16 protein-coding genes and 2 pseudogenes are annotated in these 19,739 nt (G+C 70.3%); 6 read left to right on the forward strand and 12 right to left on the reverse strand.

Translation table 11 applies throughout. The features are described from left to right. The first annotated feature begins 6 nt into the window (after positions 1-6). Entirely contained in the window at positions 7-771 is a 765-nt protein-coding gene (locus ACX9NE_RS20200) for a class I SAM-dependent methyltransferase (RefSeq protein WP_459362778.1), read from the forward strand. A 64-nt stretch (positions 772-835) separates the two neighbouring features. Further along, positions 836-2,308: an aldehyde dehydrogenase gene (locus tag ACX9NE_RS20205; RefSeq protein WP_459362756.1), complete on the forward strand. Its 1,473-nt coding sequence runs from the start codon at positions 836-838 to the stop codon at positions 2,306-2,308. 49 nt (positions 2,309-2,357) lie between these two features. On the opposite strand, the gene ACX9NE_RS20210 is transcribed toward ACX9NE_RS20205, so the two are convergent. Next, on the reverse strand, positions 2,358-3,140 hold the full coding sequence (locus ACX9NE_RS20210; protein WP_459362755.1) for a crotonase/enoyl-CoA hydratase family protein: 783 nt from the start codon (positions 3,138-3,140) through the stop codon (positions 2,358-2,360). A 172-nt stretch (positions 3,141-3,312) separates the two neighbouring features. On the opposite strand from ACX9NE_RS20210, the gene ACX9NE_RS20215 reads away from it, so the two are divergent. From ACX9NE_RS20215 to ACX9NE_RS20225, 3 genes are all read left to right on the forward strand, one after another. Further along, positions 3,313-3,456: a hypothetical protein gene (locus tag ACX9NE_RS20215; protein ID WP_459362754.1), complete on the forward strand. Its 144-nt coding sequence runs from the start codon at positions 3,313-3,315 to the stop codon at positions 3,454-3,456. Beyond that, on the forward strand, positions 3,453-4,067 hold the full coding sequence (locus ACX9NE_RS20220) for a TetR/AcrR family transcriptional regulator (protein WP_459362753.1): 615 nt from the start codon (positions 3,453-3,455) through the stop codon (positions 4,065-4,067). The genes ACX9NE_RS20215 and ACX9NE_RS20220 overlap by 4 nt, the downstream gene beginning before the upstream one ends. A gap of 102 nt (positions 4,068-4,169) precedes the next feature. After that, positions 4,170-6,113 (forward strand): PE family protein, encoded by a 1,944-nt coding sequence (locus ACX9NE_RS20225; RefSeq protein ID WP_459362752.1) that lies wholly within the window; start codon positions 4,170-4,172, stop codon positions 6,111-6,113. A gap of 85 nt (positions 6,114-6,198) precedes the next feature. Here the strand turns inward: ACX9NE_RS20225 and ACX9NE_RS20230 are convergent, their stop codons facing one another. The 9 genes and pseudogenes from ACX9NE_RS20230 to ACX9NE_RS20270 form a co-directional block, all read right to left on the reverse strand. Beyond that, positions 6,199-8,889 (reverse strand): PE family protein, encoded by a 2,691-nt coding sequence (locus ACX9NE_RS20230; RefSeq protein WP_459362751.1) that lies wholly within the window; start codon positions 8,887-8,889, stop codon positions 6,199-6,201. Positions 8,890-9,012: 123 nt separating this feature from the next. Beyond that, positions 9,013-9,309 carry a hypothetical protein gene (locus ACX9NE_RS20235; protein ID WP_459362750.1) on the reverse strand — a complete coding sequence of 99 codons (297 nt, stop codon included), beginning with the start codon at positions 9,307-9,309 and terminating at the stop codon, positions 9,013-9,015. Next, the gene (locus tag ACX9NE_RS20240) at positions 9,306-10,793 is read right to left on the reverse strand and encodes a class I adenylate-forming enzyme family protein (RefSeq protein ID WP_459362749.1); all 1,488 of its coding nucleotides are present in this window, start codon (positions 10,791-10,793) and stop codon (positions 9,306-9,308) included. The genes ACX9NE_RS20235 and ACX9NE_RS20240 overlap by 4 nt, the downstream gene beginning before the upstream one ends. An 81-nt stretch (positions 10,794-10,874) precedes the next feature. Next, the gene (locus ACX9NE_RS20245; RefSeq protein WP_459362748.1) at positions 10,875-11,654 is read right to left on the reverse strand and encodes a crotonase/enoyl-CoA hydratase family protein; all 780 of its coding nucleotides are present in this window, start codon (positions 11,652-11,654) and stop codon (positions 10,875-10,877) included. A gap of 36 nt (positions 11,655-11,690) precedes the next feature. Next, positions 11,691-13,100 (reverse strand): WS/DGAT/MGAT family O-acyltransferase, encoded by a 1,410-nt coding sequence (locus ACX9NE_RS20250; protein ID WP_459362747.1) that lies wholly within the window; start codon positions 13,098-13,100, stop codon positions 11,691-11,693. 43 nt (positions 13,101-13,143) lie between these two features. Beyond that, on the reverse strand, positions 13,144-14,343 hold the full coding sequence (locus ACX9NE_RS20255) for an alpha/beta hydrolase fold domain-containing protein (protein ID WP_459362746.1): 1,200 nt from the start codon (positions 14,341-14,343) through the stop codon (positions 13,144-13,146). A 40-nt stretch (positions 14,344-14,383) separates the two neighbouring features. Then, positions 14,384-14,632 (reverse strand): annotated as a pseudogene (locus ACX9NE_RS20260) (hypothetical protein); the annotation flags it as partial. Positions 14,633-14,697: 65 nt separating this feature from the next. Next, positions 14,698-15,443: pseudogene (locus tag ACX9NE_RS20265) on the reverse strand (molybdopterin-dependent oxidoreductase); the annotation flags it as partial. Next, positions 15,440-16,102, reverse strand: a complete 663-nt coding sequence (locus tag ACX9NE_RS20270) for a class I SAM-dependent methyltransferase (protein ID WP_459362745.1) — start codon at positions 16,100-16,102, stop codon at positions 15,440-15,442. The pseudogene ACX9NE_RS20265 and the gene ACX9NE_RS20270, both read right to left, overlap by 4 nt. A 213-nt stretch (positions 16,103-16,315) precedes the next feature. Here ACX9NE_RS20270 and ACX9NE_RS20275 point away from each other — a divergent pair, with 213 nt between their 5' ends. Beyond that, positions 16,316-17,227, forward strand: coding sequence for an alpha/beta hydrolase (locus ACX9NE_RS20275; RefSeq protein WP_459362744.1), 912 nt, complete (start codon positions 16,316-16,318; stop codon positions 17,225-17,227). Here the strand turns inward: ACX9NE_RS20275 and ACX9NE_RS20280 are convergent. Together ACX9NE_RS20280 and ACX9NE_RS20285 are read right to left on the reverse strand one after the other, a co-directional pair. Beyond that, positions 17,212-18,513, reverse strand: coding sequence for an amidohydrolase family protein (locus ACX9NE_RS20280; RefSeq protein WP_459362743.1), 1,302 nt, complete (start codon positions 18,511-18,513; stop codon positions 17,212-17,214). The genes ACX9NE_RS20275 and ACX9NE_RS20280 overlap by 16 nt on opposite strands. Next, positions 18,507-19,676 (reverse strand): CoA transferase, encoded by a 1,170-nt coding sequence (locus ACX9NE_RS20285; protein ID WP_459362742.1) that lies wholly within the window; start codon positions 19,674-19,676, stop codon positions 18,507-18,509. The genes ACX9NE_RS20280 and ACX9NE_RS20285 overlap by 7 nt, the downstream gene beginning before the upstream one ends. Positions 19,677-19,739 lie beyond the last annotated feature (63 nt).

Here is a 19,739-nt window from a genome sequence, read left to right on the forward strand (position 1 = left end):
CGTCCTCTGCAGCCGACCGACCTCTTCGCGCGCCGGGCCACGCTGCGCCGGTCGGTGCGACTGCTGGCGGAGTTCCGCTACGAACAGCCCGACCCGGCCCGGTTTTACGGCGCTCTGGCCGCCGACACCGTTGCGATGGTGAGCGATCTGTGGCGGGCGTCGAGCGGTGAATATCCCGCCGGTCGCACCCTGCTCGACGTCGGCGGCGGCCCTGGCTATTTCGCCTCGGAGTTCGGCGCAGCCGGGGTCCGCTACCTCGGCGTGGAACCCGATCCTGCCGAGATGCACGCCGCCGGTCCCGTTGTCGCCGGCTGCGGCACCTTCGTGCGCGCGTCGGGCATGGCGCTGCCGTTCGCCGACGAGTGCGTCGACATCTGCCTGTCGTCCAATGTCGCCGAACACGTACCCCGACCCTGGCAGCTGGGCAATGAGATGTTGCGGGTGACCCGACCCGGCGGCCTGGTGGTGCTGTCCTACACGGTCTGGCTGGGCCCGTTCGGTGGACACGAGATGGGCCTGACCCACTACCTTGGCGGCGCCCGCGCGGCCGCGCGGTATGCCCGCAAACACGGCCGGGCGGCCAAGAACAACTACGGGTCGTCGTTGTTCGCGGTGTCTGCCGCGGAGGGCTTGGACTGGGCCCGCGCCACCGGGTGCGACATCGCGACTTTCCCTCGTTACCACCCGCGATGGGCCTGGTGGTTGACGACGGTGCCGGTGCTGCGGGAGTTCGCGGTGAGCAATCTGGTTCTGGTCCTCTCGCCCCGATAATGGAACATGTTCTCGTTTTGCGCCGGTTTGGGTAGGGTGGCGCCATGAGGAGGAGCGGCGAATTATGACCAAGAGCGACACGACCGAGTACGACAAACTTTTCATCGGCGGCAAGTGGACGGAACCGGCGACCTCTGAGGTCATCGAGGTGCACTGCCCGGCCACCGGCGAATACGTCGGCAAGGTGCCGCTGGCCACGGCGGCCGACGTCGACGCCGCGGTCGCGGCGGCGCGCGCCGCGTTCGACTCCGGGCCGTGGCCGTCGACCCCGCCCAAGGAGCGCGCGGCCGTCATCGGCAAGGCCCAGCAACTGCTCGAAGAACGCAAGGAACTCTTCACCAAGCTGCTCGCCGACGAGACCGGGCAGCCGCCGCTGACGATCGAGACCATGCACTGGATGGGCTCGATGGGGGCGATGAGTTTCTTCGCCGGCCCGGCGGTCGACCAGGTCAAGTGGCGCGAGATCCGCAACGGCTCCTACGGCCAGACGATCGTCCACCGTGAACCGATCGGGGTGGTAGGCGCGATCGTGGCGTGGAATGTGCCGCTGTTCCTGGCGATCAACAAGCTGGGCCCCGCGCTGCTGGCGGGCTGCACCGTGGTGCTCAAACCCGCGGCTGAAACGCCTTTGACGGCAAATGCTCTGGCTGAGGTATTCACCGACGCGGGCCTGCCCGAAGGGGTGCTGTCGGTGGTGCCCGGCGGCATCGAGACCGGGCAGGCGCTGACCTCCAACACCGACGTCGACCTGTTCACCTTCACCGGCAGCTCTGCCGTCGGCAAGGAGATCGGCAAGCGCGCCGCCGAGATGCTCAAGCCGTGCACGCTGGAACTGGGCGGGAAGTCGGCCGCGATCGTCCTCGAGGATGTCGACCTGGCCTCTGCGGTTCCGATGATGGTGTTCTCCGGGATCATGAACACCGGGCAGGCCTGCGTGGGACAGACCCGCATCCTCGCGCCGCGCTCGCGGTACGACGAAATCGTGCAAGCGGTAAGCGCTTTCGTGCAGGCGCTGCCGGTGGGGCCGCCGTCGGACCCGAACGCGCAGATCGGTTCGCTGATCTCGGAGAAGCAGCGCGCCCGGGTCGAGGGCTACATCGCCAAGGGCAAGGAGGAGGGCGCCCGGCTGGTGTGCGGCGGCGGCCGCCCCGAAGGCCTGGACAGCGGGTTCTTCGTGCAGCCCACGGTGTTCGCCGACGTCGACAACAAGATGACCATCGCGCAGGAGGAGATCTTCGGCCCGGTGTTGAGCATCATCCCCTACGACACCGAAGAGGACGCCATCAAGCTTGCCAACGACTCGGTGTACGGGTTGGCCGGCAGCGTGTGGACCAGCGATATCCCGCGCGGCATCAAGATTTCCGAGAAGATCCGCACCGGTACCTACGCAATCAACTGGTACGCGTTCGACCCGTGCTGTCCGTTCGGTGGCTACAAGAACTCCGGGATCGGGCGGGAGAACGGGCCCGAAGGTGTCGAGCACTTCACCCAGCAAAAGAGCGTGCTGATGCCGATGGGCTACACCGTCGAGAGCTAGCCCTCCCCTACCGCCGCCGAGCGTGAAGCTGGCTTCACGCTCGGCGATCCTAGCGGCCCGAGAACCGCGCCTGCCGTCGCTCGATGAACGACTGCACACCCTCGGCGGCGTCAGCGGTCGCGAACAGCTCGGTCACTGCCGGACGTAACCGCTCGATCGCGGCTGCCTCGCCCTGTCCACGGGCCAGATGTGCAGACTCCAGCGTGGCCCGCACGCCCAGCGGTGCGGCGCGCTCGGCGATGGTCTGCGCGATCTCGCGCGCCCGGGTCAGTGCCGCGTCCGCGTCGTCGGCGACCTCCTGCACCAGACCGATCCGGTGTGCCTCCGCGGCGTCGAATTCGTCGCCGGTCAGCAGCCAGCGCATCGCATTGCCCCAGCCCGCCTCGCGCGGTAACCGGATGGTCGCGCCCCCGAACGGGTAGATGCCGCGCTGCACTTCCAGCTGGGTGAATCGGGTTGCGGCCGCGGCGATCCGGATGTCGGCGGCCAGCAGCAGTTCGATTCCCAGCGTCATGCACCAACCGTGCGCGACAGCCACCAGCGGCGTCGTCCACGCCCCGTCCAGACGCCAGGGGTCGCGGCCATCCTCGGGCATCGGCGATTCGCCGGCGGCGATGCCGGGACCGACGTCCACCAGGTCCAGGCCGGCGGTGAAGTGGTCGCCGTGGGCGAACAGGACCCCGGCCCGCACCTCGGGATCGGATTCCAGTAACGCGTAGGCCCGCGCCAGATCGGCCAGCATCTCCCGGTCGAAGGCGTTGCGCTTGTGCGGCCGGTTGAGGCCGATGAGCAGTACGTGATCGTCCCGCTCCAGGGACACGGTGTTGGTCATGGGGTGAGTAAAGCCCAGAAATATGAACTATGCAATAGTACATACCCCGCTGCAGCCTCGGAGTGCAGGTTTCTAGAGAGTGGTTGCTTGCTAAACCGCTGTCCTATATGCTTTTTAGCATATTCATGGGCCGGTCCCCGGCGCATGAGCGCAACACCCGCGGGGAGCAGCCATGTGGATCATCGAGCTCAACATCGCCGGCCATACCTTCACCCGCGAGATGCCTGACCTGCGCCGTCGGCCGTTCCGATTCAGCGCCCGTCATCTGCACTGGCCGGCCCTGCGCCATCCCCACGAGCGGTCGCACGCCGCATGACACCCACGAAGCGCGTGAGCACCCGGGACAAGATGCTGATCAGCGCCGCCCACGTGATGCGGGAACGCGGTGCCGCGGGAGTGACCATCGATTCCGTGCTGGCACGCAGCGGCGCCCCCCGCGGTTCGGTGTACCACCACTTCCCCGAGGGCCGCAATCAGATTCTGACCGAGGCGCTGCGCTACGCCGGCGATTCGATCACGGCCAACATCGACAAAGCCGTCGACCGCGGCGCCAAGGCGTTGCTGCGCGAATTCGTGGAGTTCTGGGAACGTCTGCTGACCGAGTGCGAGTTCACCGCCGGGTGTCCGGTGGTGGCCGCGGCAATAGGTTCGGCTGACGAAGAGTTCGAACTGTCCACCGAGGCCGGGGTGATCCTGGGCCGCTGGTGCACCGCGCTGAGCCGGGCATTCGTCACCGACGGATTCGACGACGCGGACGCCGCGTCATTGGCGGTGATGTCGATTTCCGCGCTGGAAGGCGCGATCGTGCTCTGCCGCTCCACCCGCAGCGTCACTCCCCTTCGCCAGGTCGGCGATCAACTCGAATTCCTGGTCAAGGCAAGGGAATTCGTTCGGCACCATGGACTGGACGACAAGCGCCCGCGATAGCGCGCCTATTCGTTTCGCCCGTATTTTCCCGAAAACCATCGTGAGTTGCGTTCTCGCGTTAGGCTCGGCCCCGACCGAGATTGCCGTTCGGGAGGTAAACGGATGTCGTACGTATTCGCATCGACGGAATTCCTGAATTCTGCGGCTGGCGATCTGGCGAATATCGGTTCGGTGATCTCGCAAGCGAATGCGCTGGCCGCAGTGCCGACCACATCCGTGCTGGCGGCGGGTGCCGACGAAATTTCGGCGGCGGTGGCGGCCCTCTTCGGTGTCCACGCGCAGGGATACCAGGCGCTGAGCGCGCAAGCTGCCACCTTTCATCAGCAGTTCGTGCAGGCGATGAGTGCCGGGGCGAACGCCTACGCGAGTGCAGAGGTCGCGAACGTCGGCCCCCTGCAACCGTTGCTCGATGCGATCAACGCTCCGACGCAGGCGGTGTTGGGTCGCCCGTTGATCGGCAACGGCGCCAACGGAACGGCCCTCAACCCGAACGGCGGTGCCGGCGGATTGCTCTACGGCAACGGCGGCAATGGATACGACGGCGGTGGCGGTAGAGGCGGGGACGCCGGGTTGGTCGGAAACGGTGGCCGTGGCGGGTCCGGCAACGCGGGTGTGCCGGCCGTACCCGCCGGTGCGGGCGGAGCCGGCGGCGCCGGCGGCTGGCTGTACGGCAACGGCGGCGCCGGCGGCGCCGGCGGATCCATCGTTCAAGGAGCCGCGGCCGGCGGCGGCAATGGCGGTCGCGCGTGGCTCCTGGGCAACGGCGGCGCCGGCGGCGCAGGCGGCGACGTCACGGGCCTGATAGGGACCGCCGGGGGCGGTGGGACCGGCGCATCCGGCGGATTCCTGTTCGGCGACGGCGGCGCCGGCGGTGCCGGCGGCAGCGCACCCGCGCCCGGCTCCGGTGCCGCCCCGGGCGCCGGCGGCAACGGCGGCAATGCCTTCGTGATCGGCAACGGCGGCAACGGCGGCGACAGCGGGATCGGCGCCACCAACGGCTTTGGCGGAAACGGGGGCAGCGCCGGGCTGCTCGCCGGCAGCGGCGGTAACGGCGGGACCGGATTCACCGAAGGTATCGGCGGCCTCGCCGGAAGGGCCGGGTTGCTGATCGGCAGCGGTGGCAGCGGCGGCATCGGAAACGTGGGGCAACCCGGCGCTGACGCCGGATTCCTCTACGGTAACGGCGGTAACGGCGGCAGCGCCTTGGACAGCATCAACGGTGACGCCGGTTTCGGTGGCCGCGGCGGTAACGCCGGACTGATCGGCTTTGGCGGCAACGGCGGTTTCGGGGGCTCCAACGTCGGCGGACTGCCCGGCAACGGCGGCGACGGCGGCGCGGGCGGCAACGGAGGCTGGCTCTACGGCAACGGCGGCTGGGGTGGACCCGGTGGGAACGGAGGTCCCGGCAGTTTTTCTGTGCCCGCCGGCCACGGCGGTAACGGGGGCAACGGCGGCGCCGCCAGGCTGATCGGCAGCGGCGGTACCGGCGGCCGAGGCGGCGACGGCGGTGCCGCCGGCGGCACCGGTAGTGCCGGTGCCGGCGGCAACGGTGGCAACGCCGGCGGCAGCGGGGTCCTGTCCATCCGCAACGGTGCCGGCGGCAACGGCGGCGCCGGGGGCGACGGCGGCGCCACAGCTATTGGTGGCATGGGCGGCCATGGCGGTCGCGGCGCAGACAGCCTGCTGATCGGTCAGGGCGGGGACGGCGGGTTCGGCGGCGCCGGCGGCCAAGGCTTCAACGCTGGTGCCGGTGCATCCGGCGGTCAGGGCGGCAACGCCGGTAACGGCGGTCTGCTGTTCGGCGGTGGCGGCTGGGGCGGCTACGGCGGCGCCGGCGGTGACAACATCTCCTTGGCCGGCAGCGGCGGGAACGGCGGCGGCGGCGGCAACGGCGGCAACGCCATCTTCATCGGCAACGGCGGGCCCGGCGGTGGCGGCGGCGCACCGGGCACCGGTAACAACGCCGGCGCCACGGGCGGTACCGGCGGGAAGGGTGGCACGGCCGGACCGTTCGGTAAGGGCGGCCCGCCCGGGCCGAACGGCTGAGCTCGGCAGCAGGCTGACAGTCCGCTGGGCCGGGTTGATGGCCGTGCGCGCGGATCGTGATCAGCCTGCGGGCGTTGCCGCCGGTTCACCCGTTTTGGCCTGCTTTTCCGTTGCCGCCGGTGCCGCCTGGGGCACCGTCGGGCGTACCGCCGGGACCGCCCCCGGCACCGGTGCCGCCCGCACCGCCGATGCCGACGGGCGAGCCGGTGCCGCCGTTCCCGCCATCCCCGCCGGCGCCGCCGGCGCCGCCGGCGCCGCCGGGGGGGAGGGGGCCACGGGAACCGATAGTGCCATTGCCGCCCTTGCCGCCGGCGTTGCCGCTGCCACCGGCACCGCCGTTGCCGCCGGCGCCGACAGTGCCGCCGACGCCTGGGGTGGCGTTGCCCCCGTTACCGCCGGTGCCGCCCGCGCCACCGGTGCCGCCGGTGCCGCCGGCGGCACCGGTGCCGCCGTTACCCCCGCTGCCGCCTTGGCCGTTGACCGCGGCGTTGCCGCCATTGCCGCCCGCGCCGGCGTTGCCGCCGCCGATGGCGGCGCCGCCCTGGCCGCCGGCGCCGCCGTTGCCGGCGTTGCCGCCGGTTCCGCCGGGTCCGCCGTTACCAGCAGCATCTGAGAAGCCGGTGCCGCCATTGCCGCCATTGCCGCCTCCGGTCCCCCCGTTACCGCCGGTGCCGCCATCGCCGCCGCCGGTGGCACTGCCGCCGGCGCCGCCCTTCCCGCCGGCGCCGGCGTTGCCGCCGCTTGCACCGTTGCCGTTGCCGCCGTTGCCGCCGCTACCGCCGGTGCCGCCCATGCCGCCAGTGCCGCCATCGCCGCCGCCGGTCGCACTGCCGCCGGTGCCGCCGTTCCCGCCGGTGCCGCCGGCAGCGCCGTTGCCGTTGACGCTCAAACCGCCGTTGCCGCCTTTGCCGGCGTCGCCGCCATTACCACCGTTGCCGCCGTTACCGCCGCCGGATGCGGCACCACCGCCGCCGCCGTTGCCACCGGCGCCGCCGCTGCCGGCGGCCCCGCCAGGACGGCCGTCGCCGCCTTTGCCGCCGTTGCCGGCGTTGCCACCACTACCACCGTTGCCGGCGTTGCCACCGTCGACGGCGGCTCCGCCGATGCCGCCGTTGCCGCCGTTACCCCCGTTACCGCCGTCAATACCGATGTTGCTCCCCGGCGCGCCGTTGCCGCCTTGTCCGCCGGTGCCGCCGACGCCGCCGTCGCCGCCGTTGACTCCGCCGACACCGGCACCACCGGCTCCACCGTTGCCGCCGGTTCCGCCGCTAAAGCCGTTTCCGGAGCCGCCCGCGGCGCCCTGACCGCCGCCACCGCCGTTACCGCCGGTGCCGCCCACCCCGGCGCTGCCCGCGACGCCGCCGATCCCGCCGGTGCCCGCGGCCCCGCCTGCGCCGGCCTGCCCGCCGGCCCCACCGATACCGCCGTTACCGCCGATTCCGCTTACTCCGGCCGCGCCGTTCCCACCCGCGCCACCGGTGCCCCCGCTACCGCCGACCCCACCGACGCCGTTGGCACCGCCGGCGATACCGCCGCCCCCGGCCCCGCCGAGCCCGCCGGTGCCGCCCACCCCGCCAGCAAGACCCGTCCCGCCGGCTTTGCCGACATCGCCGGCCCCACCCGCGCCACCGCCACCTCCGGTCCCGCCGGTGCCGCCCGCGCCCGCGTGACCCGCGGTGCCGAACACCCCGGAGGCGCCACCGGCACCCGCCAGCCCGCCCGCGCCCCCGGTTCCGCCGTGCCCCCCGCCGCCGCCGGCCACCCCGAAGCCGAGCCCACTACCGCCGGTGCCACCGCTCCCCCCGGACCCGCCCTGACCGCCGGGCCCGCCCAAACCGCCGGCGCCGAACAGCAGCGCCTGGTTGACCCCGCCGGCTCCACCGGGACCCCCGACGCCCCCGAGACCGCCGGGGCCACCGCCCCCACCAGCAGGGCCACCACCGTCGATCCCCGCGGCCCCGACAAATCCGGCCCCACCCGCCCCACCCGCCCCACCGGGCCCACCGGCCCACCCCAACAGCGCCCGATTCACCCCGCCAGCCCCACCCACGCCACCGACCCCGCCCACACCGCCGGTACTGGCGACGCCACCGACGCCGCCCACGCCCCCGGCCCCACTGGCACCACCTAACCAGCCATTGCTGCCGCCGACCCCACCCGTTCCACCTGCGAACCCGGCCGCCGCGCCCGGCCCGCCGGCCCCACCGACCCCGCCATTGCCGTACAACCAGCCGCCGGCCCCACCGGCCCCACCGGCCGCGCCCGGCCCGCCGGCCCCGCCGGCCCCGCCGTTGCCGATCAACCCGGCGGCACCACCCGCTCCACCGGCCACCCCGGCGGCCGTGCCGTCCCCACCCCGGCCGCCACTACCGAACAACAGCCCTCCCGCCCCGCCCGGCTGACCCGGCCCACCACTGGCCCCATCACCGATCAACGGCCGACCCAACAGCGCCTGGGTGGGTGCATTGATCACACCCAGCAACAACTGCTCCACATTGAAGGTCTCCGCGCTCGCATACACCCCTGCGGCCGCACCCAACGCGTGCACGAACCGGTCATGGAACGCCCCGGCCTGTAGGCCCAGCGCCTGGTAGGCCTGACCGTGCTGAGCGAACAGCGCGGCAATGGCCCCCGACACCTCATCCGCGGCGGCCGAGGCCACCCTCGTCGTCGCACCCGCCGCCGCGGCGTCGGCCGCCTCGATCGTTGCCCTGAGATTGGCCAGATCCGACGCCGCCGTGGCAAGCGATTGCGGGGCTGCGAGCACAGACGACATAGACGCACCTCCTGGCACTGACCGAATCCTAGGCTGTGCGGATTTATCCGCAAAAGCCAGAATTGGTGTCTTCCTGACTACAGGATGCCGACGGGGGTGCTTGGGGGCATCGGCGCCGGCGGATCAGTCGCTGGCCGGCAGCGGCTTGACCTCTTTGAGCGCCAGCTTCGTCGCACCGACGCTCAGGCTGCCCGCACCCGGCTTGGTCACCAGGACTTCAGCGCCGCTCTCGTCCACGTAACGCTTACCCATCACGCTGCCGTCGGCGAACGCAGGGTCCAGCTCGCCGGAACGCGGCGCGCCGATCTCCACCATCGGTGCGCCCCCGCAGCGCAGGTCGTCGAGGCTATCGGCACTACGGACGACGATGACTTGGGTGTCACACACCTGGCTGGCCAGGCGAGTTCCGTTCTTAATCATGATTGCGCCCCTGCTAGGTTCTCGATGATCTCCCGGCGAAGTACCTTGCCGGTGGCGGTGGTCGGCAGCTCGTCGCGAAACACTACTCGGTCCGGCGTGCGTGACCCTCGCAAACTCCGCCGCACATACTCCCGCAGTTCGTCGGGGTCGGGGTCGACGCCGCGCATCGGTACCACCACGGCGACAATCGCCTGGCCCCACTGCGGATCCTCGACCCCGACCACGGCGACGTCGCGCACCTGCGGATGCTCGATGAGCACCTCCTCCAGCTCGGCGGGAGCGATGTTCTCACCGCCGCGGATGATGGTGTCGTCGCTGCGGCCGCCGATGAACAGGTAGCCGTCCTCGTCGATCATGGCGATGTCTTTGGTTGCGAACCAACCGTTTTCGTCGAGAACCGAGCCGATCCCGGCGTAGCGGCCGGACACCTGCTGGCCGCGCACGAACAGTTCGCCCGTCTCCCCCGGACCCCGCACGGTGCCGTCCTGGCCGCGGATCTCCAGCTCGATGCCCGGCACCGGCCGGCCGACGGAGCCCAGCCGCCTGGCAACCGCGGCATCGGGGGCCGAGTGCGCGGCGCGGTGGTCGTCGGGTGTCAGCACGGCGATGGTCGAGCTGGTTTCGGTGAGGCCGTAGGCGTTGACGAAGCCGACGTCCGGCAACAGTTCCAGCGCCCGGCGGACCAGCGGCAGGCCCACTTTGGAGCCGCCATAGGCGAGGTTGCGCAGCGCGGTCAGCTTGTGCTCGCCGGTCTCCAGCACACTGACGATGCGGTCCAGCATGGTCGGCACCACGGTCGCGGTGGTGACCCGCTCATCATTGGCCAGCCGCACCCATTCGTGGGGATCGAAGTTGGGCAGATACACCATCTTTCGGCCGGCGTACAGGTTGGACAGCGCGGCGCCCACCCCGGCGATGTGATAGGGCGGCACACAGATCAGCGCGGCGTCATCCGGTGCCGCCGAGTCGAATTCGACGGTTTCGGTGATGTAGCTGGTCAGGTTGTGGTGGGTGAGTTCGACCGCCTTGGGCGCCGACGTGGTGCCGGAGGTGAACAGCGTCACCGCCACCGAGTCCGGATCGGCGAACTCCCCTGCGGTTTCGGCGGTCTGAGCGAGCGCGAGGAACTCCCCGGAACTCAGGGCGCGCGGGTCGCCGATCACGTCCCGGTACCGGTCGTCGGCGACCACCAGCGGGTCGGGCAACCGGTGAATCAATGCCTGGATGCCGTCGGCCGAGAGCCGGTAGTTGATCGGGGTGAACGGCAGCCCGGCCCGCGCCGAGGCGAAGATCAGCAGCGGCAGCAGCACGCCGCCGGCGCCGACGTACACGACATGGCGGGCACCTGAGGTCGCCAGCACGCCCGCGCCGCCGTCGGCCAGATCGCTGAGCTGCTGCGTCGTCAACCGCAGGTCACCCGAAACAACGGCCGTGCGCGCGGGGTTGCCCGACGCGGCCATCTCCAGCAGCAGCGAAACGCTCATTACTCGATCCCTCTAGGATCCCCGGCCTTTACAAAAACTGGCCCCAGTGTAACCCATGGTCGATCGGGTCGGCCTGACCGCTCAGGTGCCCGTCCAGCGCGGCGGGCGCTTCTCGGCGAAGGCGATCGCGCCCTCCTTGGCGTCGTTGGACATGAAGATCGGCGCCAGGATCTCGATCTGCTTGGCAAACCGCTCTTCCAATGTCCAGCCCCGGGATTCGGTGATGATCCGCTTGGTGGCGGCCACCGCCAGCGGACCGTTGGCGGTGATCTTCTCGGCCAGCTCGATCGCGGCGTCCAGGGCCCCGCCGGGTTCGGCCAGCACATTGACCAGGCCCAGCTCGTGTGCGCGCTCGGCGGACAGCTGGTCACCGGTCAGGGCCAGCTCCATGGCTATCGCGTAGGGGATGCGCTCGGGAAGCCGCAGCAACCCACCACCACCGGCCACCAGACCGCGCCTGACCTCCGGAATGCCGAACGCCGAATTCTTCGCCGCCACAATCAGATCCGTGGCCAGCGCCAATTCGGTACCGCCGGCCAGCGCGTAGCCCTCCACCGCGGCGATCAGCGGCTTGGCGGGCGGGCGTTCGGTGAAGCCCAAACCCCGCCCGGCGATCGCGACGTTCTCCCCCCGGGCGAAAGCCTTGAGGTCCATGCCTGCACAGAAGGAGCCGCCGGCGCCGGTCAGGATCGCCACCGAGAGATCGGCGTCGTCGTCGAGACGATCCATGGCGTCGGCCAGGCCCTGACTGGCCGCGGCGTTGATCGCGTTCTTGGCTTTGGGGCGGTTGATGGTGATGACCAGGATCCGGTCCCGCTTTTCGACCAGGACCTCGGGTTCGGCGTTAGCTTCGTCGCTCACAGTGCCGATCGTACGGCCCCGTTTTCCGGCCTTGCGTCAGGCCTGAGCCATCGCCTCCGAGACGACGGCCAGCTTTTCGGATAACCCCGCAGCCCTGCGTATTTCGACGAACTCAGCGATCATCGCCTCGGTCACCTCGTGCGGGTCGTCGAGGGTGGCGCCGTCGGTCAGCACCGAGATGTTGAGTTGATCGACGTAGCTCCACACGGTGATGTTCAGGCCGCTGCCCGCGGTCAGCGGACCCACCGAGTAGATCTCGGTGACCAGCGCACCGCCGACCCGGCCGCGTTCTCTGGGACCGGGGACGTTGGAGATGTTCAGGTTGAGGACTTTGTTCTGCCCGTCGCGCCCGGCCAGGTAGCGGAACATGGCTTCGGTCCCCGACGGCGGCCAGTAAGCGGCCCAGCGGCTGATCAGCTCGGGTCCGAGCAGTTGATGGCTTTCCTTGGCCAGGGCCGCGTTGTCGTGCGCGGCGCGCACCCTGTCCAGCGGGTCATCCAGGTCGCACGGCAGCGCCACCATCATCCCGCTGAAGTAATTACCCGAGATCCGTTGCGGGTCGAAGTTGAAACTGACGGGCACCGACGCCAGCAGCGGAACCGCCCTGCCGTCGTAGCGCAACAGCAGGCTGCGCAACGCGCCGCTGGACATGGCCAGCACCATGTCGTTGATCGTCGCGCCGAGCTTCTTGCCGGTTTCCTTCACGTCGGCCAGCGCCAGCGTGGCGGTGGCGAACCGGCGCTGCGGGGTGAGCATGTGGTTCATGAAGGTCGGCGGCGGAGTGAATGGCATCGTCAGCTCAGGTGAGAGCTTGCGGGAGCTGCGCCGCACCCGCCGAATGCCTTGCGCCGTATACGCGATCGTGCCCGGAATGCGCTTGATATGACGCAGGTGGTCGACGAACGCGGTGGTCATCAGCTCCCGACGGGTGGGGGCCGGATCGGGTGTGTAGGACGCTTGCTGCGCTGTCGGCACCAGGTCCATGCCGTGCGCCATCAGGTTCGCCGAGGCGACGCCGTCCGCCAGCGCGTGGTGGATCTTGAGCACCACCGCGATGCGGTCGTTGGCCAGCCCCTCGACGAAATACATCTCCCACAGCGGGTGGGCGCGATCGAGCGGCGTGCTGGCGATCTCACCGATCGCCTCGTCGAGTTCACGGCGCCCGCCCGGGGCGGGCAGGCGCCAGGGCCTGATGTGATAGTCGAAGTCGACCTCACAGTTCTCCCGCCACATCGGGTGGTGGAACTTGTACGGGACGTTGACCAGTTGGTAGCCCAGTGGGACGAGCTTGTCCATCCGCCCCGCGATGACCTGACGGAACGCATCGATGGTGAAACCCCGTCGCTCCGGGTCCAATTCGATGACGGCCGCCTTGATGGTGTGCATGTGCACGTTCGGCGCCTCGCTGTACAGCAGCACCGCATCCCAGCCGCTGAGCCGCTTCACCGCACTCCCCTACCCATAGCGCGACCTTACAAGCGGGTCGCGCTCAGATGACCTCTTTGGCGAACTGTGTCCGGGTGCGGTGCACCTGGTTGAGGAACAACGCGGTGGCGTGGGCCATCGCACCCGCCCGTGGCCCGTCGAGCATGTCGAAGCCGTGGCCCGCGCCTGGCAGCTCCACATAACCGACCAGCGACGCCGAGACCGAGCGAAGCCGCTCGACGAAGCTGCGCGCCTGCGCCACCGGGATCACGCTGTCCCGACTGCCGTGAATCACCAAGAACGGCGGGGCATTTCGGTGCACCCGGGCGATCGGCGACGCGTCGCGGAAGACCTCGGGGTGCCGCGTGATGGACCGCTGGACCACAATGCGCTCGAGGAACTGGACGAACCGTTCCCGCTCGGGCGTGGACCGGTCCTCCCAGCAGTAGCGGCCGTAGATGCCGACCACCGCATCCACCGAGCTGTCCGCCCCCTCGGGCAGCGTCGCATGATAGTTCGGGTCGTCGTCGGTCAGCCCGGCCAGCGCCGCCAGGTGTCCGCCGGCCGAACAACCGGCGACCGCAACGAAGTTCCGGTCGCCGCCGAACCTGTCGACATTGGCGCGGGCCCACGCGATGGCGGTCTTGACGTCGGTGATGTGCCGCGGCCACCGGTGCTGCGGCGACACCCGGTAGTTGATCGCCAGGCACACCCAGCCCTGCTCGGCCAGCCGTGACATCAGCGCGGTGCCCTGCATCTGGGTGCTGCCGTGCACCCAGGCTCCGCCGGGCACGAAGATCAGCACCGGGGCGGGTTCGGCGGGCAGGTCCCTGCGGCGCCAGACATCGAGCGTCTGGACCGGTTTGTCCCCGTAGTGCACGCCACGGCGGTGCAGGTACTTGCTGCGGCGCAGCGCCTCCCAGAACGGCGGCGTGGAGTTGGCCGCGGGCCACTCGGCGTCCAGTTCCTCCGGCGAGACGGTGCCTCGCAGCGCTGCGATGGACACTTCGTTGGTGCTGTCGCGCTCGCGGCGTCGCAGTTCACCGCTGCCCGGAGCGAAGCGGCCGCGGGCCGAGGCGGACACCAGTTCGGGGGCGAAGCGCATGCCCCACACGCTCATCGCGGCGACCGTCCCCAGCGGTTCCAGCCGCTTGCCCACCAGCGGCAGGGAGGCTCCGGCACGGCTGAGCGCCAGCAGGTAATCGGCAGGACCGGCCCGCAGCATCCGTTCGACGCAGGATTTGGACTGTCCGGTCGCCGTCATGCAGGGGAGCGTACCCGTGCCGGCCGGTGGTAACCCAGCATTATCCGGTTTCTTTCTCTGGTTGCGGGATCCGCCGGCACATCAGAACGAGGCGGCCGGCATAGGCGACGGAACGGCCGGCGAACAGCGCGGCGACCAGCAACAGCCATCGCCCGAAAAACGGTTGCTGCGTCTGGCCGGTCGCGGCGTGATATGTGTCGGCGCCCTGCTCGATGATGCCGGGCAGAAAGATCACCAGGGTCAGCCCGGCGGCCAGGGCCGGGACGCGAATGTAGTTGCGCAGCGGCACTTTTGGCTTGCCGGACCGCGACTGGCGCCCCAGCACCCGCGAGATGACCGCGTCGTTGACCGGAAAGTCGCGGCCCTCCCTCTGGGCAGCAGCAACGCGATGCCGCGCGCGGGCCCGCCGAGGGTCTGGCCCACGGTCAGCACCGCGAGCAGCAACACGCCGCTGCCGACCAATCCCAGCGCCCCGCGCCGGCTCATCGTTGGCGCGGCGGGCTCGGCGGCCACCAGCCCGGTGTCGTCACGCGGCGTGGGCGAGTGTCGGTTGTATTGGTGCGCAACACTTCTCGCAGGGACAATGAGCGCAGACCGGTGATCATCAGCGGAATCTTGAGCGCGATGTGCATCAAAAAGCCGGTGATGAACACCCAGGCTCCGAAGATCGTCGTAGAAGCTGAACCCGAAGATGTAGTCGTACTGGATGTTGAGTACACCCGTGACGATTTCGAACAGCACGCCACCGACCAGCATGAGCAAAGACACTCGCTCGGCCAGCTGAGCGACCGAGCGCGCCGGCGGCCAGGCGAACAGCTTCGGGATCACCGACCACAGCTTGGCCAGCACCACCGGGATGATCAGCAGGCTCAGACCCACGCGCAGCCCCTGGTCAGCCGGGTGGACAGGGTGAACAGCGGCAGCCTCAGCCAGCCGACGTCGGCAGGGATGGCCTGACCGAACTGGGGCGCGTACGCGATGTAGGACAGCAGGCCGGTGACGATGACGACGGGCAGGGAAACCAGCAGCACCAGCCCGAACACCGACGTCAGCCACGGGCCGCGTAGTGGGCTGCTGAAACGAGATGCCGCGGCTTTCACAACGCGGCCAGCGTTGCGATCACCCTCCCGCCGATCATTCGCACGCCGGTAAGCGTTAGGCCAACTTGCGCGGCAAGCGAGGCGGCGCTGTCCACACCCACCGACGCCCAGCGGAACCAGGGTCCCACCTCGTGGCCGGACTCCAGCCGAACCCACCTGCCCTGGACGCCGATCGCGCGGTTGTCGAACTCGGCCAGGCAACATCCGCCCCGGCCCAGCAACTCAGCGGCCCTGCCCAGGATGCGCCGGGGATCACCACCGAGGCCGACGTTGCCGTCGACCAGCAGTACCGTCCGCCAGCTGCCCGTACCGGGCAGCGGTTCGAAAACGTCACCCAGCAGCGCCGGAGCACCACCGCGGCTGGCCAGTTGGATCGCGGTCGCCGAGCGGTCGATGCCCAGCGCTGGTATGCCCCGCCGCACCAGCCGCGCCACCAGTCGCGCCGGTCCGCAGCCCAACTCGATGGTCGGACCGCTGCACATCTGGGCCACGGCCTCATCGAACGCTTCGTCGCGAGCCCGTTCTCCGGAATTCTCCCCGGCAACGCGATCTGCGCCGTTCAGCCAGCGATGGGCCGGCAGCGGACGCACCTCGCCGTCGTCGTGACGGATCCAGCACCGCTCGCCCACGAGCGCCCGCTCATACAGATGGCCCAGCATCTCCACGCTCCTCGCATCGTGATCGACCACGTTGCGCGAACGCGCAGCGGCCGCTGGCAAAACCGCGCCCAACTACCGTTCCATCGGTACCCCGATCCCGTGTCCACTACACCAGTGCTGTCAAGAGTTACGCTCGGCGTCCACGAAAAGGTTCACCCTCAAACATTCGATGCCGAGCGGCGGGGGGATGGGACCGGATTACATACTGGGTGCGTGCCGGTCGACGCGAACCACGATGTCCATCCCGATCTGCGCCGGATCGCGCGCCTTGCGCCGCGCCGCCTCGTCGATCCCCGCGCCCTGCCGCTGATACGCCGGCTGAGCGCGCTGACGACGCTGCGCCGGACGCCGCGTGACGTCGAGGTGCTCACCCTGACGTCGGGCACCGGGGTACGGCTGTACCGGCCCACCGGCGTCGACGGACCCGGACCCGCGCTGTTGTGGATGCACGGTGGCGGATACGTGATCGGTTCGGCCAAACAGGACGACGCGCTGTGCCGCAGATTCAGCAAGGCGCTCGGCATCACGGTCGCCTCGGTGGACTACCGATTGGCGCCCGAGCATCCCTATCCGGCCCCGCTGGAGGATTGCTATGCGGCGCTGACCTGGCTGACCGCGCTGCCGGCGGTTGATTCGGCCCGCGTGGCGATCGGCGGGGCCAGTGCCGGCGGCGGCCTTGCCGCCGCCCTGGCGCTGCTGGCGCGCGACCGGGGTGACGTGCGGCCGGCCTTTCAGCTGCTGACCTATCCCATGCTCGACGACCGCAGTGCCGCCGCGCCGCCCGACCCCAACCACCGGTTGTGGGATCCGCGTGCCAACGAGTTCGGCTGGAGGTCCTATCTGGGCGGTGCCGATCCGGCGGTGGCGGTGCCGGCCCGCCGCACCGACCTGACCGGCCTGCCGCCGGCGTGGATCGGCGTCGGCACTCACGACCTGTTCCATGACGAGGATGTCGAATACGCCCGGCGGCTGATCGAGGCCGGCGTGCCGTGTCGATTGGACGTGATTGCGGGGGCGTTCCACGGCTTTGACCTGGTGGCGGCGAAAGCCCCGGTGTCACAACGCTTTTTCGGCTTGCAGTGCGACGTGTTGCGGACGGCGCTGACGAGTCACATGGCGAAGTAGACGAGTTCGCCTTTGATCAGTGTGGCCGCGACCAGCGCCGCATCCAGCTCGGCCAGCACCACGGCGGGCGGCTCCGACAGCACACACAGATCCCCGGGCTCGCCGATCTCTACCGTGCGCGGTCGGTCCGGCCTATCCGACCAGCCCAGGAACATGGTCAAAGCCGTTCGCGGCGAAACACATTCGCTGCTGTTGAGCACCGCACCGCTGGGCGTGGTACGGGATACCGCGGCGCGCATCGCCGCCCACGGGTCGCCGTCACCGAATGGCATATCGGTGGACAGGGCTACCGGGATGTTCGCAGCCAGCAGCGAGGCGACCCGCCACAACTGGTGACGTTCATCGGCGGACACCTCATCGAGGTACTGATCACCGCGCTCGGCGATGAAGTTGGGCTGCGTCACCACGGTGACGCCCAGTTCGGCAAGGTCGACAAGGTCGTCATCTGCCACCACCGCGGCGTGTTCGATGCGGTCGAACGGATGGCTGCCGGCCGCCCGCAGCGCGGCGATGGTCACCAGCAGCTGGGCCGCCGTCACGCAGTGCACGGCGACCGGCTGACCGAGGCGGTGGCGGTCGCCGATCCACTGCGTCAGGGCCTCGAGGTCCAGACGGTCGTCGTGCAGGATCTTCTTGCCCGGCACCAGCACCCGCACACCAGGCCGGAATTCGCCGCCGCGATGCGCCATCATCAACGACACCAGGCCTTCGACGTCCAGGTCGGGAGTGGCGTCGGTAACGCCGGTGACACCGTTGGCGGTGATGCGCCGGCTCAGTTCGGCCAGATCGGTTTCCCGCCGCGCCAGCGCCTGCGACCAGGGATCGGCGCTGCGCAGGCGGCCGTCGGGGTGACCGGCGAGACCGACGCGTCCCAACGCCGCCGAATTGAGCATCCACAACACCCCGGAACGGTGCTGGACCCGGACGGGAACATGGGCAAGGACCTCATCCAAGTTGGTCCGGTTGAGCTCGCCGGCAACCGATTCGTGGTAGCCGACGGCGCGGATCCAGCCGTCAGGGCCCGGCACTGCGGTTGACAGTGCCTGTGCCAGTTGATCTTTCGTTCGCACGGCGGGAGGGCCGACGGACAACGAATCCAGCGCCGACGCCGCCGAATGCAGGTGCACGTGGTGGTCGTGCAAACCCGGCAGCACGGTGCCGCCCCCCGCGTCGAGCACACCCTCGCCGCGCCGCGGGGTCAGGCCCGGTCGCACTTCTTCGATCCGCGCCCCGACGCGGATGTCGGTGCTGGTCCCGTCCAGCAGGGTGGCCCGCTGAATCAGCATGACCGGCAATGTCTTTCGGTAATCAGGTGGCGTACTCTCGCGTTGTCGGCGCCGAGCGCAGCGGCCGGGTGGGCCGCGTGGGGCGCGGTCGGCGGCAGCGCCGCCTGGTCGCACTGCACCGGACCGGTCGGCAGCGCGGCGTAGGTCGCGGCGACCGCGGCCATGGCGACCTCGATGACCTCTCCGCCGCCGCGCGCCAGCGAATCCAGCACCGCCCGGTAGGCCTGCAGCCCGGCCAGCGGGTCGGCGATGGCATCCCCGCAGAACACCGGACCGGCACCGACCAGCCCCCCGGCCACTGCGGCGTCGTCACCGAACGCCGGCCGCCGGGAGTGCCCGCCATGACCGGTGATCCGCAACCACACCCGGCCCGGCCGCGCGCCGATATCGTCAGGTCCCAGCCGTCGGCGCGCCAGCGCCTCGGGCCGGGAGCCCTCGATCACGATGTCGGCAACCGCCAGCAAATCACGCAATTCGTCGGACTGCCGCTCGAAATCGAAGCAGCAGGACAGCTTGCCGCCATTGATCCAATCGAAGTACGCCCGGTTGCCGGCACGGGTGCCGTCGGGCCGGGCGGGACTCTCCACCTTCACCACGGTGGCCCCGGCGCGGGCCAGTAATGACCCGCACAGCGGGCCCGCCCACATTGCGGACAGGTCGGCCACCAGCAACCCGGCGGGACCCCGTGGCGGTCTGCGCGGTGCGCTCCGAAGGATCCGCGGCGGTGCGGCGGTGGTCTCCCCGAGGGCCGCCGCGGGAATGTCGAGCAGCGCCGCGCGCTCGGTGACCTCTGCCGAGCGGCGGCTCGCCGTCCAGCGCTGCAGCGCGAGCCACGGGTCGGTGGTCGCGTCCGCGGACACCAGCGCGGGAACCGCGTCGACGTCGTCGGCGCGGGAAAGTGTGACCGCACACCACCCGTCGCGTGTCGCCAGCAGCCGGCTGGCACCACCGGCTGACACCCGGCCGGCGCGGGTCAGGCCGAGCAACCCGGCCCGCCCGGTCAGCAGGCTCGCCGCGTCCGGCGCGATCCGCCGGGCGGGTCCGAGCAGATTGGCGCGGGAGAAGTCGGGCGGACCGTCGGGCACACCGGTCAGGTAAGCCAGCCCGCTGCTCGCCCACTCGCGCGCGCAGGTGCTGGCGCAGGAAACCGGTACCGAACTCACCCCACCATGGTTGCTCGCAGTCGCCGCCGGACGGTCATGGGGGGCCTGCGATCCGTCCTGCGA

The sequence above is a fragment of the Mycobacterium sp. ML4 genome, assembly GCF_054515735.1.

What these genes read in the sequence shown, in the direction of transcription:
- ACX9NE_RS20225 (WP_459362752.1), top strand. Translation starts at nt 4,170, where the DNA reads ATGTCGTACGTATTCGCATCGACGGAATTCCTGAATTCTGCGGCTGGC.
- ACX9NE_RS20215 (WP_459362754.1), top strand. Translation starts at nt 3,313, where the DNA reads ATGTGGATCATCGAGCTCAACATCGCCGGCCATACCTTCACCCGCGAG.
- ACX9NE_RS20220 (WP_459362753.1), top strand. Translation starts at nt 3,453, where the DNA reads ATGACACCCACGAAGCGCGTGAGCACCCGGGACAAGATGCTGATCAGC.
- ACX9NE_RS20210 (WP_459362755.1), bottom strand. Translation starts at nt 3,140, where the DNA reads ATGACCAACACCGTGTCCCTGGAGCGGGACGATCACGTACTGCTCATC.
- ACX9NE_RS20270 (WP_459362745.1), bottom strand. Translation starts at nt 16,102, where the DNA reads ATGCTGGGCCATCTGTATGAGCGGGCGCTCGTGGGCGAGCGGTGCTGG.
- ACX9NE_RS20255 (WP_459362746.1), bottom strand. Translation starts at nt 14,343, where the DNA reads ATGACGGCGACCGGACAGTCCAAATCCTGCGTCGAACGGATGCTGCGG.
- ACX9NE_RS20205 (WP_459362756.1), top strand. Translation starts at nt 836, where the DNA reads ATGACCAAGAGCGACACGACCGAGTACGACAAACTTTTCATCGGCGGC.
- ACX9NE_RS20230 (WP_459362751.1), bottom strand. Translation starts at nt 8,889, where the DNA reads ATGTCGTCTGTGCTCGCAGCCCCGCAATCGCTTGCCACGGCGGCGTCG.
- ACX9NE_RS20240 (WP_459362749.1), bottom strand. Translation starts at nt 10,793, where the DNA reads ATGAGCGTTTCGCTGCTGCTGGAGATGGCCGCGTCGGGCAACCCCGCG.
- ACX9NE_RS20280 (WP_459362743.1), bottom strand. Translation starts at nt 18,513, where the DNA reads ATGCTGATTCAGCGGGCCACCCTGCTGGACGGGACCAGCACCGACATC.
- ACX9NE_RS20235 (WP_459362750.1), bottom strand. Translation starts at nt 9,309, where the DNA reads ATGATTAAGAACGGAACTCGCCTGGCCAGCCAGGTGTGTGACACCCAA.